Annotated in this window: 11 protein-coding genes; 5 read left to right on the forward strand and 6 right to left on the reverse strand. The window is 63.4% G+C overall.

What is annotated here, in order from left to right; all coding sequences use genetic code 11:
- Window positions 1-3: 3 nt before the first annotated feature.
- Window positions 4-2,094 (reverse strand): M3 family metallopeptidase, encoded by a 2,091-nt coding sequence (locus tag ACY65G_RS24190; protein WP_464999844.1) that lies wholly within the window; start codon window positions 2,092-2,094, stop codon window positions 4-6.
- Between the two features lie 28 nt (window positions 2,095-2,122).
- A complete protein-coding gene (gene folD, locus ACY65G_RS24195) occupies window positions 2,123-2,968 on the reverse strand; it encodes a bifunctional methylenetetrahydrofolate dehydrogenase/methenyltetrahydrofolate cyclohydrolase FolD (RefSeq protein ID WP_464999845.1) in 846 nt (281 codons plus the stop codon).
- 407 nt (window positions 2,969-3,375) lie between these two features.
- On the opposite strand from folD, the gene aceE reads away from it, so the two are divergent.
- The 5 genes from aceE to ACY65G_RS24220 all read left to right on the forward strand — a co-directional run bounded on the left by aceE (window position 3,376) and on the right by ACY65G_RS24220 (window position 10,937).
- Complete coding sequence (gene aceE, locus ACY65G_RS24200; RefSeq protein ID WP_464999846.1) at window positions 3,376-6,072, forward strand: pyruvate dehydrogenase (acetyl-transferring), homodimeric type; 2,697 nt, start codon at window positions 3,376-3,378, stop codon at window positions 6,070-6,072.
- 21 nt (window positions 6,073-6,093) lie between these two features.
- On the forward strand, window positions 6,094-7,764 hold the full coding sequence (gene aceF / locus ACY65G_RS24205) for a dihydrolipoyllysine-residue acetyltransferase (RefSeq protein WP_464999847.1): 1,671 nt from the start codon (window positions 6,094-6,096) through the stop codon (window positions 7,762-7,764).
- A gap of 12 nt (window positions 7,765-7,776) precedes the next feature.
- The gene (lpdA, locus tag ACY65G_RS24210) at window positions 7,777-9,627 is read left to right on the forward strand and encodes a dihydrolipoyl dehydrogenase (protein ID WP_464999848.1); all 1,851 of its coding nucleotides are present in this window, start codon (window positions 7,777-7,779) and stop codon (window positions 9,625-9,627) included.
- A gap of 116 nt (window positions 9,628-9,743) precedes the next feature.
- On the forward strand, window positions 9,744-10,121 hold the full coding sequence (locus ACY65G_RS24215; protein ID WP_464999849.1) for a lysozyme inhibitor LprI family protein: 378 nt from the start codon (window positions 9,744-9,746) through the stop codon (window positions 10,119-10,121).
- A gap of 123 nt (window positions 10,122-10,244) precedes the next feature.
- On the forward strand, window positions 10,245-10,937 hold the full coding sequence (locus ACY65G_RS24220) for a hypothetical protein (protein WP_464999850.1): 693 nt from the start codon (window positions 10,245-10,247) through the stop codon (window positions 10,935-10,937).
- 22 nt (window positions 10,938-10,959) lie between these two features.
- Here the strand turns inward: ACY65G_RS24220 and ACY65G_RS24225 are convergent, their stop codons facing one another.
- The 4 genes from ACY65G_RS24225 to ACY65G_RS24240 form a co-directional block, all read right to left on the reverse strand.
- On the reverse strand, window positions 10,960-12,195 hold the full coding sequence (locus ACY65G_RS24225) for an MFS transporter (protein ID WP_464999977.1): 1,236 nt from the start codon (window positions 12,193-12,195) through the stop codon (window positions 10,960-10,962).
- Window positions 12,196-12,418: 223 nt separating this feature from the next.
- Window positions 12,419-13,741 (reverse strand): GH1 family beta-glucosidase, encoded by a 1,323-nt coding sequence (locus tag ACY65G_RS24230; protein WP_464999851.1) that lies wholly within the window; start codon window positions 13,739-13,741, stop codon window positions 12,419-12,421.
- Window positions 13,742-13,956: 215 nt separating this feature from the next.
- Window positions 13,957-14,136: a hypothetical protein gene (locus ACY65G_RS24235; protein ID WP_464999852.1), complete on the reverse strand. Its 180-nt coding sequence runs from the start codon at window positions 14,134-14,136 to the stop codon at window positions 13,957-13,959.
- Window positions 14,137-14,287: 151 nt separating this feature from the next.
- The gene (locus ACY65G_RS24240) at window positions 14,288-14,950 is read right to left on the reverse strand and encodes a TetR/AcrR family transcriptional regulator (RefSeq protein ID WP_464999853.1); all 663 of its coding nucleotides are present in this window, start codon (window positions 14,948-14,950) and stop codon (window positions 14,288-14,290) included.
- Window positions 14,951-15,068 lie beyond the last annotated feature (118 nt).

Below are 15,068 nucleotides of genomic sequence, written 5' to 3' on the forward strand. Positions count from 1 at the left end.
ACATCAGGCAGCCATGCCGCTGTGCCGGAGCAGCGCATCGATCTGCGGCTCGCGGCCACGGAAGGCCGTGAACGATTCCAGCGCCGGCCGCGAACCGCCGACGGACAGGATCTCGTGCAGGAACTTGCGGCCCGTATCGGCCACACGCTGGTCGGCGCCTTCCAGATCGGCGGCTTCCTCGAACGCCGCATAGGCATCGGCGGACAGCACCTCGGCCCATTTGTAGCTGTAGTAGCCGGCCGCGTAGCCGCCGGCGAAGATATGGCCGAACGAATTCTGGAAGCGGTTGAACGCCGGCGGGATGATGACGGCGAAGCGCTTGCGCACCTCGTCGATCACGTCCTGCACCGACTTGCCTCGCATTTGCTCATCCTTCGGCTGGTAGTCGTAGTGCAAATGCATGTCCAGCAGCGAGAACTCCACCTGGCGCAGCGTCTGCAGGCCGGACTGGAAGTTCTTCGCGGCCAGCATCTTGTCGTACAGCGCGCGCGGCAGCGGCTCGCCCGTTTTCACGTGGGCCGTCATGTGCGACAGCACGTTCCACTCCCAGCAGAAGTTTTCCATGAACTGCGACGGCAGCTCCACGGCATCCCACTCCACGCCGGCAATGCCGGACACGCCCAGTTCCTCGACCACCGTCAGCATGTGGTGCAGTCCGTGGCCGAACTCGTGGAACAGCGTGATCACTTCATCGTGCGTGAACAGCGCAGGCTGCACCTTGCCGTCGATGACGGCCGGCTCGGTGAAGTTGCAGGTGAGGTAGGCGATCGGCGTCTGCAACCGGCCCGCTTCGACGCGGCGGCTGCGCGCATCGTCCATCCATGCGCCGGGTCGCTTGCCGGGGCGCGCGTACAGGTCCAGGTAGAACTGGCCCACCAGCTCGCCGTTTCGCTCGATGCGATAGAAGCGCACGTCCTTGTGCCACACCGGCGCTTCGTCCGGCAGGATCGATACGTCGAACAGGTTCTGCACCAGCTTGAACAGGCCATCGATCACCTGATGCTCGGGGAAGTACTGCTTCACTTCCTGCGCGGAGAACGCGTAGCGGTGCTGCTGCAGTTTTTCGGAAGCATAGGGCAGGTCCCACGCATTCAGTTCCGTCAGGCCCAGGTGTTCCGCCGCGAACGTGCGCAGCTCTTCCAGGTCCTTTTCCGCATACGGGCGGGCGCGCTTCGCCAGGTCTTCCAGGAAGCCGATCACCTGCTCGGGGCTCTGCGCCATCTTCGGCACCAGCGATACCTCGGCAAAATTCCTGTAGCCGAGCAGTTGCGCCTCTTCCGACCGCAGCTTCAGCAGCTTGACGATGTTGGCGCTGTTGTCCCACTTGTCGCGCTCGCTGAACACCTCGCCCAGTTCCGAAGCTTTCGTGGCGTTGGCGCGGTAGACCTTCTCGCGCAGCGCGCGGCTGTCGGCGAATTGCAGGACCGGGTAATAGGAAGGGAAGTGCAGCGTGAATTGCCAGCCCTGCTTGCCGTCTTTTCCGGCAAGGGCTTTCGCCGCCTGTTTCACGTCGTCCGGCAGGCCGGCCAGCTCGGCCTCGTCCTCGATCAGCAGCTTCCAGTCGTTGGTGGCGTCCAGCACGTTTTCCGAGAAGCGGGTCGACGTGGCGGCATGCTCTTCCTGGATTTGCGCGAAACGTTCCTTCTGCTCGGCGGGCAGCTCGGCGCCGCCCATGCGGAAGTCGCGGATCGCGTTCTCGACGATGCGCTTGCGCGCCGGCGCCAGCGTGGCGAATTCCGGCGACGCCTGCAGTGCCTTGTACTTGGCGAACAGCGCCTCGTTCTGGCCCAGCTCGGTCCAGAACTCGGTCACCTTCGGCTGGTTTTCGTTATAGGCCGCACGCAGCTCGGGCGTGTCGGCCACGCTGTTCAGGTGACCGACGATGCCCCATGCGCGGCCCAGCAGCTCGGTGGCGCTTTCCAGCGGCGTCACGAAGTTCTGCCACGTCACCGTGTCCGCGGGCGCTTCCAGCTGCGCCACCACGTCACGGTTCTTCGCCAGCAGCTCGTCGATGGCCGGCGTCACGTGTTCCGGGCGGATCGCGTCGAAACGCGGCAGGCCGCCAAAGTCCAGCAGGGGGTTGTCAGTCGTCATCGTTTATTCCTATGGTTGGCTGAAAGGCTTAACCCCTTTCAGCAGATTCGATCGTATTCATCAACAACATGGTGATCGTCATCGGGCCGACACCGCCGGGCACGGGCGTAATGTGCGCAGCCACTTCCTTGATGGCGGCAAAATCCACGTCCCCGCACAATTTGCCATTATCGTCGCGATTCATGCCCACATCGATCACGATTGCGCCCGGTTTCACCATGTCGGCGGTCAGCGTGTTGCGGCGGCCGACGGCCGCCACGACCACATCCGCCTGCCGCGTGTACAAGCCCAGATCCGGCGTTGCGCTGTGGCAGATGGTGACGGTTGCATTGGCCTGCAAGAGCAGCAGGCCCATTGGCTTGCCGACCGTGTTGCTGCGGCCGATCACCACCGCGTGCTTGCCGCGCAGGTCCACGCCGGTCGATTCGATCAGCTTCATGCAACCATACGGCGTGCAGGGGCGGAAACCTTCCAGGCCCGTCATCAGTTCGCCGGCCGACAGCACCGAGTAGCCGTCGACATCCTTCGACGTGGAGATCGCCTCGATGACCTTGTGCGGGTTGATGTGCTTCGGCAGCGGCATCTGCACGAGGATGCCGTGGATGGCCGGATCGGCATTCAGTGCCGCGATGCGGTCGAGCAGTGCCTCTTCCGTCAGGTCGGCATCGTATTTTTCCAGCACGGAGTGGATGCCCACGTCGCCGCAAGCCTTCACCTTGTTGCGCACATACACCTGGCTGGCCGGGTCTTCGCCCACCAGGATCACGGCCAGGCCGGGCTGCTGCCCCTTGGCGGTCAATGCGGCAGCGCGGGATGCGATTTCGGCGCGCAGTTTTTGGGAGAGGGCGATTCCGTCGATGAGTTGGGCAGACATGGTGATTGGCTAAGTGGGGGAGAAAAACCGACATTATAAAGGCGCATAACGCGGCACCGGGGCTTGCTGCTGCGAGGCTGCGCCGGGGCATCGGGACGGTGGCCGGGAAGCGTCCGAGCGTACTTTTTTTACAGCCTTTGAAAGCGCCATCGAAAGTAGTCCGATCATGCTCAGAAAAGTGATTTTTTAATCACGTCAATTGATCGAAAAGCGTGGATTTATGCGGCATTGCAGCATTTTTCCATAGGGAGATTTCATATTATAAAAAGCTCTTTCGTATTTTGAAAAAGGCTAAATTCACTGTTAGAATCTCCGCACTTTGTAAAAGTCTTGGTAAATAATCACCCTCGCGTCCGCCAACGATCACCGCATCGGTTCGGGCCAATTCACTCAGGAGACTAGATAAGATGTCAGCTCAACTTGACCAGGTCACGGCCCAAACCGCCAACGATCCGGACGCACTGGAAACCAAGGAATGGCTCGAGGCGCTCGAAGCCGTATTGCAGAACGAAGGGCCGGAACGCGCCCAGTACCTAATGGAGCGCCTGGTCGACCTGGCGCGCCGCCGCGGCGCCGACATTCCGTTCTCGGCCAACACCGCGTATGTGAACACCATCCCTGCCGATGTCGGCGCGCACTGCCCGGGCAACCTGGAGTACGAAGAGCGCCTGCGCTCGTGGATGCGCTGGAACGCGATGGCGATGGTGGTTCGCGCCAACCGCGCCGACGGCGACCTGGGTGGCCACCTGTCCTCGTTCGCCTCGCTGGCGAACATGCTGGGCATCGGCTTCAACCACTTCTGGAAAGCCGCGAGCGAAGAGCACGGCGGCGACCTGCTGTACATCCAGGGCCACTCGTCGCCCGGCGTGTATGCCCGCGCCTACCTGGAAGGCCGCCTGACCGAAGACCAGCTGATCAACTTCCGCAAGGAAGTGGACGGCCGCGGCCTGTCGTCGTACCCGCACCCGAAACTGATGCCGGACTTCTGGCAGTTCCCGACCGTGTCGATGGGCCTGGGCCCGCTGATGGCGATCTACCAGGCACGCTTCCTGAAATACCTGCACGCCCGCGGCATCGCCAATACCGACGGCCGCAAGGTGTGGGCCTTCTGCGGCGACGGCGAGATGGACGAACCGGAATCGCTGGGCGCGATCGGCATGGCCGCCCGCGAACAGCTGGACAACCTGGTCATCGTCGTCAACTGCAACCTGCAGCGCCTGGATGGCCCGGTGCGCGGCAACGGCAAGATCATCCAGGAACTGGAAGGCGAATTCCGCGGCGCCGGCTGGAACGTGGTGAAAGTCATCTGGGGCCCGGGCTGGGACGAACTGCTGGCCAAGGACAAGGAAGGCATCCTGCAGCGCGTGATGATGGAAACGCTGGACGGTGAATACCAGAACTACAAGGCCAAGGACGGCGCCTACGTGCGCAAGCACTTCTTCGGCAAGCATCCGAAGCTGCTGGAAATGGTCGCCAACATGAGCGACGACGACATCTGGCGCCTGACCCGCGGCGGCCACGATCCGCACAAGATCTACGCCGCGTTCAAGGTGGCGCAGGAATCGCAGGGCAAGCCGACCGTGCTGCTGGTGAAGACCGTCAAGGGCTACGGCATGGGCAAGTCCGGCGAGGCGCGCAACACCGCCCACCAGACCAAGAAGCTGGACGACGAGGCGATCCGCGAAATGCGCGACCGCTTCAATATTCCAATCCCCGACGACAAGCTGGCCGAAATCCCGTTCTTCAAGCCGTCCGACGACGCGCCTGAAATGAAATACCTGCACGAGCGCCGCAAGGCCCTGGGCGGCTACCTGCCGGCCCGCCGCATGAAGGCCGACGAAACGCTGGTCGTGCCGCCGCTGGAAGCGTTCAAGGCCGTGCTGGATGCCACGCCGGAAGGCCGCGAGATCTCCACGACCCAGTCGTTCGTGCGTATCATCACCGCCCTGCTGCGCGACCAGAGCCTGGGCCAGCGCGTGGTGCCGATCCTCGTCGACGAATCCCGCACCTTCGGCATGGAAGGCCTGTTCCGCCAGATCGGCATCTTCAACCAGCAAGGCCAGCTGTACGAACCGGTCGATAAAGACCAGGTGATGTACTACCGCGAAGACAAGGCCGGCCAGATCCTGCAGGAAGGCATCAACGAAGCGGGCGGCATGAGCTCGTGGATCGCGGCGGCCACGTCGTACTCGACGAACAACCGCGTGATGATCCCGTTCTTCACGTACTACTCGATGTTCGGCATGCAGCGCGTGGGCGACCTGGCCTGGGCCGCCGGCGACATGCGCGCACGCGGCTTCATGATGGGCGGCACCGCCGGCCGTACCACGCTGAACGGCGAAGGCCTGCAGCACGAGGATGGCCACAGCCACCTGTTCGCCGCGGCGATCCCGAACTGCCTGCCGTACGACCCGACCTTCGGCCACGAACTGGCGGTGATCATCCATGACGGCCTGCGCCGCATGGTGACGGAACAGGAAGACGTGTTCTACTACATCACCATCATGAACGAGAACTACGCTCACCCGGGCCTGAAAGCCGGCCAGGAAGAGGGCATCCTGAAGGGCATGTACCTGCTGCAGGAAGGTTCGAAAGAGGCCAAGGAGCGCGTGCAGCTGGTCGGCTCGGGCACGATCCTGCGCGAATCGATCTTCGCCGCCGAGCTGCTGGAGAAGGACTGGGGCGTTGCCGCCGACGTCTGGTCCGCCCCGTCGCTGACGCTGGTGGCACGCGACGGCCAGGATGCCGAGCGCTGGAACCTCGTCAACCCGACCAAGGAACAGCGCGTGCCATACGTGACCGGCCTGCTGCAGAACACGCAGGGCCCGATCATCGCCACGACCGACTACATGCGCCTGTACGCCGAGCAGATCCGCGCGTTCATGCCGAAAGAGCGCACCTACCGCGTGCTGGGCACCGACGGTTTCGGCCGCTCGGACAGCCGCGCCAAGCTGCGCGAATTCTTCGAGGTGAACCGTTACTACATCACGGTTGCCGCGCTGCGCTCGCTGGCCGACGAAGGCAAGATCGACATCTCCGTGGTGGAGCAGGCTGTCGTGAAATATGGCCTGAACCCGAACAAGCCCAATCCGGTGACCCAATAACGAGAATACGGAGCAAACGCTATGAGCATTGTGGAAGTCAAAGTCCCGGATATCGGTGATTTCAAGGAAGTCGAGATCATCGAGCTGATGGTGAAGGTCGGCGACACGATCAAGGTCGACCAGTCGCTGATCACCGTCGAATCCGACAAGGCGTCGATGGAAATTCCATCGTCGTCGGCCGGGGTCATCAAGGAGATCAAGGTCAAGGTCGGCGACAAGGTCGCCGAGGGTTCGCTGTTGTTGCTGGTCGAAGGTGAAGGCGCCGCCGCTGAAGCTGCGTCACCCGCCGCCGCCGCTCCGGCTCCGGCCGCCGCTGCACCGGCTCCGGCCGCTGCGGCCGCCCCGGCACCTGCCGCTGCTCCGGCAGCCGCGGCCGGCCCGGTGGACGTGAAAGTGCCGGACATCGGCGACTTCAAGGAAGTGGAAGTCATCGAAGTGATGGTCAAGGTCGGCGACACGATCAAGAAGGACCAGTCCCTGATCACCGTCGAGTCGGACAAGGCATCGATGGAAATCCCGTCGTCGCACGACGGCGTGGTGAAAGAGATCAAGGTCAAGGTCGGCGACAAGGTGGCCGAAGGTTCGCTGGTGCTGGTCGTTGAATCGACCGGCGGCGCGGCCGCCCCGGCTGCCGCTGCTGCTGCACCTGCTGCTGCTCCTGCTGCTCCTGTAGCCGCGGCTTCCGCTCCGGCACCGGCACCTGCCGCGGCACCGGCGCCGGCCGCTGCCGCGCCGGCTGCGCCCGCCGTTTCCGGCAAGCTGGCCCACGCTTCGCCGTCCGTGCGCAAGTTTGCCCGCGAACTGGGCGTGGACGTGTCGAAGGTGCCTGGCACCGGCCAGAAAGGCCGCATCACCCAGCAGGACGTGCAGAACTACGTGAAGGGCGTGATCGCCGGCGCTGCCGCTGCGCCGACCGCTGCGCCGGCCGCCGCTGGTGGCGGCGCAGGGATGAACCTGCTGCCATGGCCGTCGCTGGACTTCTCCAAGTTCGGCGAAACGGAACTGCAGCCGCTGCCGCGCATCAAGAAGATCTCCGGCCCGAACCTGCATCGCAACTGGGTGATGATCCCGCACGTGACGCAGTTCGAGGATGCGGACATCACCGACCTGGAAGCGTTCCGCGTCGAGACCAACAACGCCAACGCGAAGAACAAGGATGCCGCCAAGCTGACGATGCTGGCCTTCGTCATCAAGGCATCGGCCGCGGCGCTGAAGAAATACCCGGCGTTCAACTCTTCGCTGGACGCGAAGGGCGAGAACCTGATCCTGAAGAAGTACTACAACATCGGCTTCGCCGCCGATACGCCGCAAGGCCTGGTGGTACCGGTGGTGAAGAACGCCGACCAGAAGAGCGTGTCGCAGATCGCCCGCGAAATGACGGAACTGTCGCTGGCGGCGCGCGAAGGCAAGCTGAAACCGGCCGACATGCAGGGCGCCACGTTCACGATCTCGTCGCTGGGCGGCATCGGCGGCTCGCACTTCACGCCGATCGTGAATGCGCCGGAAGTGGCGATCCTCGGCCTGTCGAAGGCTTCGATGAAGCCGGTGTGGGACGGCAAGCAGTTCGTGCCGCGCCTGATGATGACGCTGTCGCTGTCGTACGACCACCGCGTGGTCGACGGCGCTTCCGGTGCCCGCTTCGCAGTCTACCTGGCAGAAGTGCTGGGCGACATGCGCAAAGTGCTGCTGTAAGGAGCCCGCCACATGAGTATTGTTGAGGTAAAAGTACCGAACATCGGCGACTTCAAGGAAGTCGAAGTCATCGAACTGATCGTCAAGGTGGGCGACACGATCAAGGTCGACCAGTCGATCGCCACCGTGGAGTCGGACAAGGCTTCCATGGAGATTCCGGCCACGCACGCCGGCGTGATCAAGGAACTGAAGATCAAGGTGGGCGACAAGGTGTCCGAAGGCTCGCCGCTGCTGTTGCTGGAAGAGTCTGCAGGGGCTTCGGCACCCGCACCTGCATCCGCTTCGGCTGGCGTGCCGGCCTCGCCGGTTGCCAAGCCCGAGGAAAAGGGCGAAGCGCCAGGGCAGGCCGCGCCTGTGTATGGCGGCCCCGCCGTGGCGGCGCCGGCTTCCGCGCCGGCTTCCGGCCCCGCGTCGGCAGCCGGCTCCTACACCGGCAATGTCGACATCCAGTGCGACATGATGGTGCTGGGCGGCGGCCCCGGCGGCTACTCGGCCGCGTTCCGCGCCGCGGACCTGGGCCAGAACACCGTGATCGTCGAGCGCTATGCAACGCTGGGCGGCGTGTGCCTGAACGTGGGCTGCATTCCGTCGAAAGCGCTGCTGCACCTGGCTTCCGTGATCGATGAAACGTCGCACCTGGGCAAGCATGGCGTGAAGTTCGCCAGGCCCGAAGTGGACATCGACGAAGTGCGCGCGTACAAGGAAGGCGTGATCTCGAAGATGACCGGCGGCCTGTCCGGCATGGCCAAGGCGCGCAAGGTGCAGGTGGTGCAGGGCGTGGGCCAGTTCGTCAGCCCGAACCACATCGAAGTCACCGGCGCCGACGGCGTCAAGAAGGTCGTGCAGTTCAAGCAGGCGATCATCGCCGCCGGTTCCGCCGTGGTGAAGCTTCCCTTTGTGCCGGAAGATCCGCGCATCGTCGATTCGACCGGCGCGCTGGAACTGCGCTTCATGCCGAAGCGCATGCTGGTGATCGGCGGCGGCATCATCGGCCTGGAAATGGCCACCGTGTATTCCACGTTCGGCGCGCGCATCGACGTGGTCGAAATGATGGATGGCCTGATGCAGGGCGCCGACCGCGATGCCGTCAAGATCTGGCAGAAGTACAACGCGCACCGCTTCGACAACATCATGACCAAGACGAAGACCGTCGGCGTGGAAGCGCTGCCGGAAGGCATCAAGGTCACGTTCGAGGCGGCCGAAGCCGGCGCCACCGCACCGGCACCGCAGATCTACGACATGGTCCTCGTGGCCGTGGGCCGCAGCCCGAACGGCAAGAAGATCGCCGCCGACAAGGCGGGCGTGCAGGTGACCGACCGCGGCTTCATCAACGTCGACAGCCAGATGCGCACCAACGTGCCGCACATCTTCGCCATCGGCGACCTGGTGGGCCAGCCGATGCTGGCGCACAAGGCCGTGCACGAAGGCCACGTGGCCGCCGAAGCGGCCGTGGGCCAGAAGTCGCACTTCGACGCCACCGTGATCCCGTCCGTCGCCTATACCGATCCGGAAGTGGCGTGGGTCGGCCTGACGGAAGACGAAGCGAAGGCCAAGGGCATCAAGGTCGAGAAGGGCCACTTCCCATGGGCCGCTTCCGGCCGCGCCGTGGCCAACGGCCGTGACGAAGGCTTCACGAAAGTGCTGTTCGACGCCGAAACGCACCGCATCGTGGGCGGCACCATCGTCGGCACGCACGCCGGCGACATGATCGGCGAGATCGCCCTGGCGATCGAGATGGGCGCCGACGGCACCGACATCGGCAAGACGATCCACCCGCACCCGACGCTGGGCGAGTCGATCGGCATGGCCGCCGAGGTGTACGAAGGGGTCTGCACCGACCTGCCGCCGGTGCGCAAGCGCTGATCCTTCGCTTTCCGCAGCACACAACGCCACCTTCGGGTGGCGTTTTTTCATCCGTCGCGATGCCGCACCGGTGCCGCTCCGCTATGCTTGCACATCATCATCGAACAGGAGGGACCATGAAGAACATCGCCATCGGAGCGGGAACGATCCTGCTGACGATCTCCAGCGCCTGGGCGATCGATTGCGACAAGGCGTTCGCCACGACCGATCTCAACGAATGCGCCGCCAGGGAGCAGAAAGCGGTCGAGGTAAAGCTCAACAGCACTTACCAGAAGGTGCTCAAGGAACTCGAACGGCGCGACGACGATCATCCGGAAACGCGCAAGAAGCTCGTCGCGGCGCAGCGCGCATGGATCAAGTTCCGCGAAGCCGACTGCGATGCCGCCTACGAGTACTACGCCGGCGGCACCATGCGCAACCTGGTGCACATCGGGTGCATGCAGAAACGTGCGGAACAGCGGATCAAGGAGCTGGACGACTTCCTCGGGCCGTGAGCTCAGCCTCCCGGACTCATCCGGTTGGCACCATGGGCATTCGTGCGTTTCGATGACAGCGCCAGGTGTAGCATGGAACGCCGCACCGCATTCGCCTGCTGTCATTCATTCTGAAAGGCACCTATGGACAAGCGCATCCTCATGGTACTGCTGGCCGGCCTCGTGTCGGCCAATGCATGCTCCGCCAACGATGCAGGCCCGGCGCCTGCCGTCCAGAAAGCCCAGCAGTCAAACCGTTCGCTGGTCACCGAGCGGCCGTACAGCGCCATCCAGACGGTGACGATCGTCCGCCTGCTGGCGGATGGCGACGAGTTCACCCGGCAGACGGTCACGCGGCTGTACCGCGACAGTGCCGGCAGGACGCGCCGGGATACGCTCGATGGCGATGGCGAGCTCGATCACTCGGTCATCACCGGCGCAGATGGCGCCACGATCTTCCTCGATCACAAGAACGGACTGGTATCGGGCGGCGCGGACCGCCAGGCGCCCGCACTCGACAGGGAGGCTGGCCGCATGCCGGCCAGCAGGGCGCGCCCTGTCGTGGAGCAGCTGGGCCGGCGCGATATCGAAGGGGTGGCGGCAACCGGCCTGGTCACGCGGCACCAGGTGGGCAGGGAGGGCGAAAACATCGAGGCGACCAGCGAAGTCTGGTATGCCGAAGAGCTGAAACTATCGCTGTACCGCAAGCACAGCGACCCGCGCTTCGGCGAGTCGACCGTCGAACTGTCGGAACTCGACCGCAGCGAACCGGATCCAGCGCTGTTCGAAGCGCCGGAGGACTACGAACTGCTGGCCTCGCATTTCCGCAGGAACTGACGAAAATGCGAGGGGAGGGGCATCACCCTTCCTTGTGGTGGAACGGCGCGAACCAGGTCACGAGGAACGATGGAATCGTGGCCGCCATCACGAACCAGAAGTAATTGACATACCCCATCCATTCCTGCAGGTGGCCGGACACGGCGCCCGTCACCATCATGCACAGCCCCATCAGGCCGGTACCGAACGCATAGTGGGTGGTCGAATACTTGCCCGGTGCGAGCTGCTGCATCAGGTAGATCATGAAGCCCACGGAACCGAAGCCGTAGAAGAATTTCTCGATCGCCACGCCGGCGCTGATCGCGACCAGGCTCGTTGGCTGGTACATCGCCATCAGCAGGAACGTCACGTTCGGGATGTTGACGGCGCAGCACAGCACGAACAGCGTGGGCTTCAAGCCCCGCTTCGCCACGAAGAAGCCGCCGAGCAGCGAGCCGACCAGCACCGCCACCAGTCCATAAGTGCCGTACACGATGCCCAGCAGTTCGTTGGACAGCCCGAGGCCACCCTTGGCCACCGGGTCGACCATGAAGAACGGGCCGATCTTTTCCAGCAGGCCGATCGAGAGGCGGAACAGGAAGGCAAAGCCCACCATCAGCCACACGTCGCGCTTCTGGAAGAACGTGACGAACGAATCCCACAGGATGGTCAAAGCCTGCCCGATCGACGCGGGTGCGTTTTCCGCCCTGGAACCCTCGGGCATCGTGCGCAGGTGCCATACCGACATCACCAGCGTGATGCCCGCCACGATGAAGAACACGATGCGCCAGCTGTCGATCCAGGCTTCGCCGAAGACCTTCGGATCGTGGCCGAAGACATTGACGTGCAGCCAGCCGGACAGGTAGACCATGCCACCGGAAGCGACGATCGGGCCGACGTTCCACGACAGGCTCTGGATGCCGCAGTACAGCGACTGCGTGCGCGTGTCGAGCGCCGTCACGTAGACGCCGTCGCACGCGATGTCCTGCGTGGCGCCCACGAACGACAGCACGATGAACAGCCCGATCATGATCGCCATGTAGCCGGGCAGGGACATCGCCAGCGCCACGAGGCCGAAACCGACGCCCACGATCAGCTGCGCGCACAGCACGAAGAATTTCTTCGTGCGGTACATTTCCACGAACGGCGCGAACAGCGGCTTGATCGTGTAGGCCAGGATCAGGTAGCTCGCATATTCGGCCGCCTTGCCGTTGTCCATGCCCAGGTTCTTGAACATGATCGCCGTCACGCTGGTGAGCATGACATAGGCGAGCGCCATCGTGAAATACCCGGTCGGCACCCACAGCAGCGGGCTGGCCCGGCGCCCGGGGGCGGCGGCGCCCGTCGTGCCCGTCGTGCCATTGCCGGGGAGGGTACCCGGCGCGGCGGCTTTCGTGTTCATGTCGTCTCCTGTCTTGGGTCGTGCACGCGGGCTATATTGCCGCTGTGCCCGTCACGCTGTACTCATCATGATAGCGCCAACAATGCCGCTTTTTCCACCATCAGCGGCGTTGCATGTCGATGAATTCGCGATACCACAGCGCGCTGTCCTTCGGCGTACGCTTCTGGGTCGCGTAATCCACGTGGATGATGCCGAAACGCTTGGCGTAGCCCGAGTTCCACTCGAAGTTGTCCAGCAGGCTCCACAGGAAGTAGCCTTGCACGTCCACGCCCGCGTCCATCGCTTCCTTCAGCGCGGCCAGGTGGCGCTCCACATAGTCGATGCGTTTGGCATCGGCCACGCGCCCTTCGACCACCTGGTGGTCGGGATTGGCCATGCCGTTCTCGGTGATATAGATCGGCGGCAGGTCGTATTCGCCCTTCAGCTTGACCAGCAGTTCCGTCAGGCCTTGCGGATAGATTTCCCAGCCCATGTCCGTGGTGCCCAGCGCGGCCGGGGCCTGGCGCGGTGGCGTTTCGGCGCTGCAGAACGAACGGAAGTAGTAGTTCACGCCAAGGAAGTCGATCGGCTGGCGGATGATGCCGAAGTCGCCTTCCTGCACGTCCGGCGCGTTCGCACCATGGCCGCGCAGCGCGTATTCCGGATAATGGCCCTTGAAGATCGGGTCCATGAACCATTGCACCGAGCGGGCATATTCCCACGCGGCGAGATCGCGGTCGGCCTGGCTGTCGGTGGCCGCGTCGGCGGTCCACTGGTTCAGCACGATGCCCAGCTGGGCGGAGCCGCCCACGGCGCGCATCGCCGTCATCGCCAGTCCGTGCGACAGCAGCAGGTGGTGCGATACCTGTACCGACTGCTTCACGTCCGCCACGCCCGGCGCGAATTGCGCGTTGCCGTAGCCGAGGTTCGCCGTGCACCACGGCTCGTTGTGCGTTGCAATCGTTTTCACGCGATTACCGAAGCGGCGCGCCACTTCGGCGGCATACTCGGCGAAGTGGTAGGCGGTATCGCGGTTCAGCCAGCCGCCTTCATCCTGCAGGCCTTGCGGCAGGTCCCAGTGGTACAGCGTGACGTGCGCAGCGATATTTTTCTTGTCCAGCTCGTCCAGCAGGCGTTCGTAGAAGGCAAAGCCGGCTTCGTTCCAGGCGCCCTTGCCGGCAGGCTGCACGCGTGCCCAGGCCATCGAGAAGCGATAGGCGTCCACGTGAAGGTCAGCCATGATGCCGACATCTTCCGCATAGCGGTGATAGTGATCGCACGCCACGTCGCCATTGCTGCCATCGATCACCTTGCCGGGTGTGTGGCTGAACGTATCCCAGATGGAAGGGCCCTTGCCATCGGCAGTGGCGCCACCTTCGATCTGGAACGAGCTGGTGGCCACGCCCCACGTGAACGAAGGCGGAAATTGCAGTTTGTCGGTCATTGTCTTGTCTGCTGGAAGAGTAGGGGAAAATCCATGAAAACGATTTCATGCAGTGCTGGACATTAGACCGCAAGGCCGATGCCGTGTCAATTACGAAAAATCCGCTCCCGCTACTGTTTTTCAGCAATAAAAAAACCCGGGACAGACCCTGTTTTCAAGAAATTTCCTTGAAACAGGGGTCTGTCCCGGGTTTGGGTGTGCTGGCTGGATCTTGCTTAGCTGGCGATGAAGCGCGGCGGGATTTCCATGCCGGCACTGGCGGCGGCGGCATAGTCACGCAATTCGTTGATGGCCAACTCGAGTTGTTCCTCGCTGGGATTTGCCTGGAAACCGCGAATGCGCTCGTTGAGCGCAGCTACTTTCTGCGTCCATTCCAGCCTGTCAAACTTGCTCATAAAGCCTCCCTGCAATTTATAGTCTTAAGGACAACATTATCCCTGCCCGCCAGCATACACTCAGTGCGTTAGCGCACCAAGCAATGGTCACCAAGGATGAGTTACCGGCGCGCAGGTGTCAAGTGAGTGCCAGGCGAATTTCACATGCGCGTCAAGCCCTGGCGCCATGCAGGAAAAGGTCGACACGCCCTTCGACGAGCGATGCGTCGCCAGGCGGAACGGGAACGTGCGAGGCGAACAGGTAACGCTTCAGCAGGTCGCCCATCAGGCAGTTCATCAGGTGCACGGCCAACTGCTCGGCGGGGAGGTCGCGCAGCTGGGCACGCACGTCGGGCCGCGAAAAATAGCGCTGCAGTGCAAGGCGGGTCTGCTGCGGGCCCGATTCGAAGAAAGCTTCGGCGAGTTCGGGATCGTGGTGCGCCTCGGCGATCACCATGCGGTGCAGCTTGATGGCCCCGTCGGACGACATCAGTTCATGCACCCGCATGCCGAAATCGACAAGGACTTCGCGGATCGGGCGCGGGTTCGTTTCCAGATCTTCCATCGACTCGAAGTAGACGTCGCGGCCGGACTTCAGGATTTCCCGGAACAGGCCACTCTTGCCGCCGAACTTCACATAGATCGTCCGCACCGCCACGCGGGCCCGGCGCGCGATCATGTCCAGGCTGACCTTTGCATAACCTTTTTCCAGGAACAGCTCGGCGGCGGCGCCCATCAGTTCTTGCGTGCGAGCTTCCGCGTCGCAGGCGCGCGGGCGCCCGGCGCCGCGGGCGATCGGGCAGGGGGAATCGGCGGAAGTGTGCTCGTCGGACATAGGCGGAAGGTAGTGGGAGTACCGCGGAGGCTATCAGATGACGCCACTTTATTCCAGCCGGAAATGAAATGCAACCGTTTCATTTCTTGACTTCAAGCATCTAATGACGAATAATGCG

This window comes from Pseudoduganella sp. jia 12 (assembly GCF_055502675.1).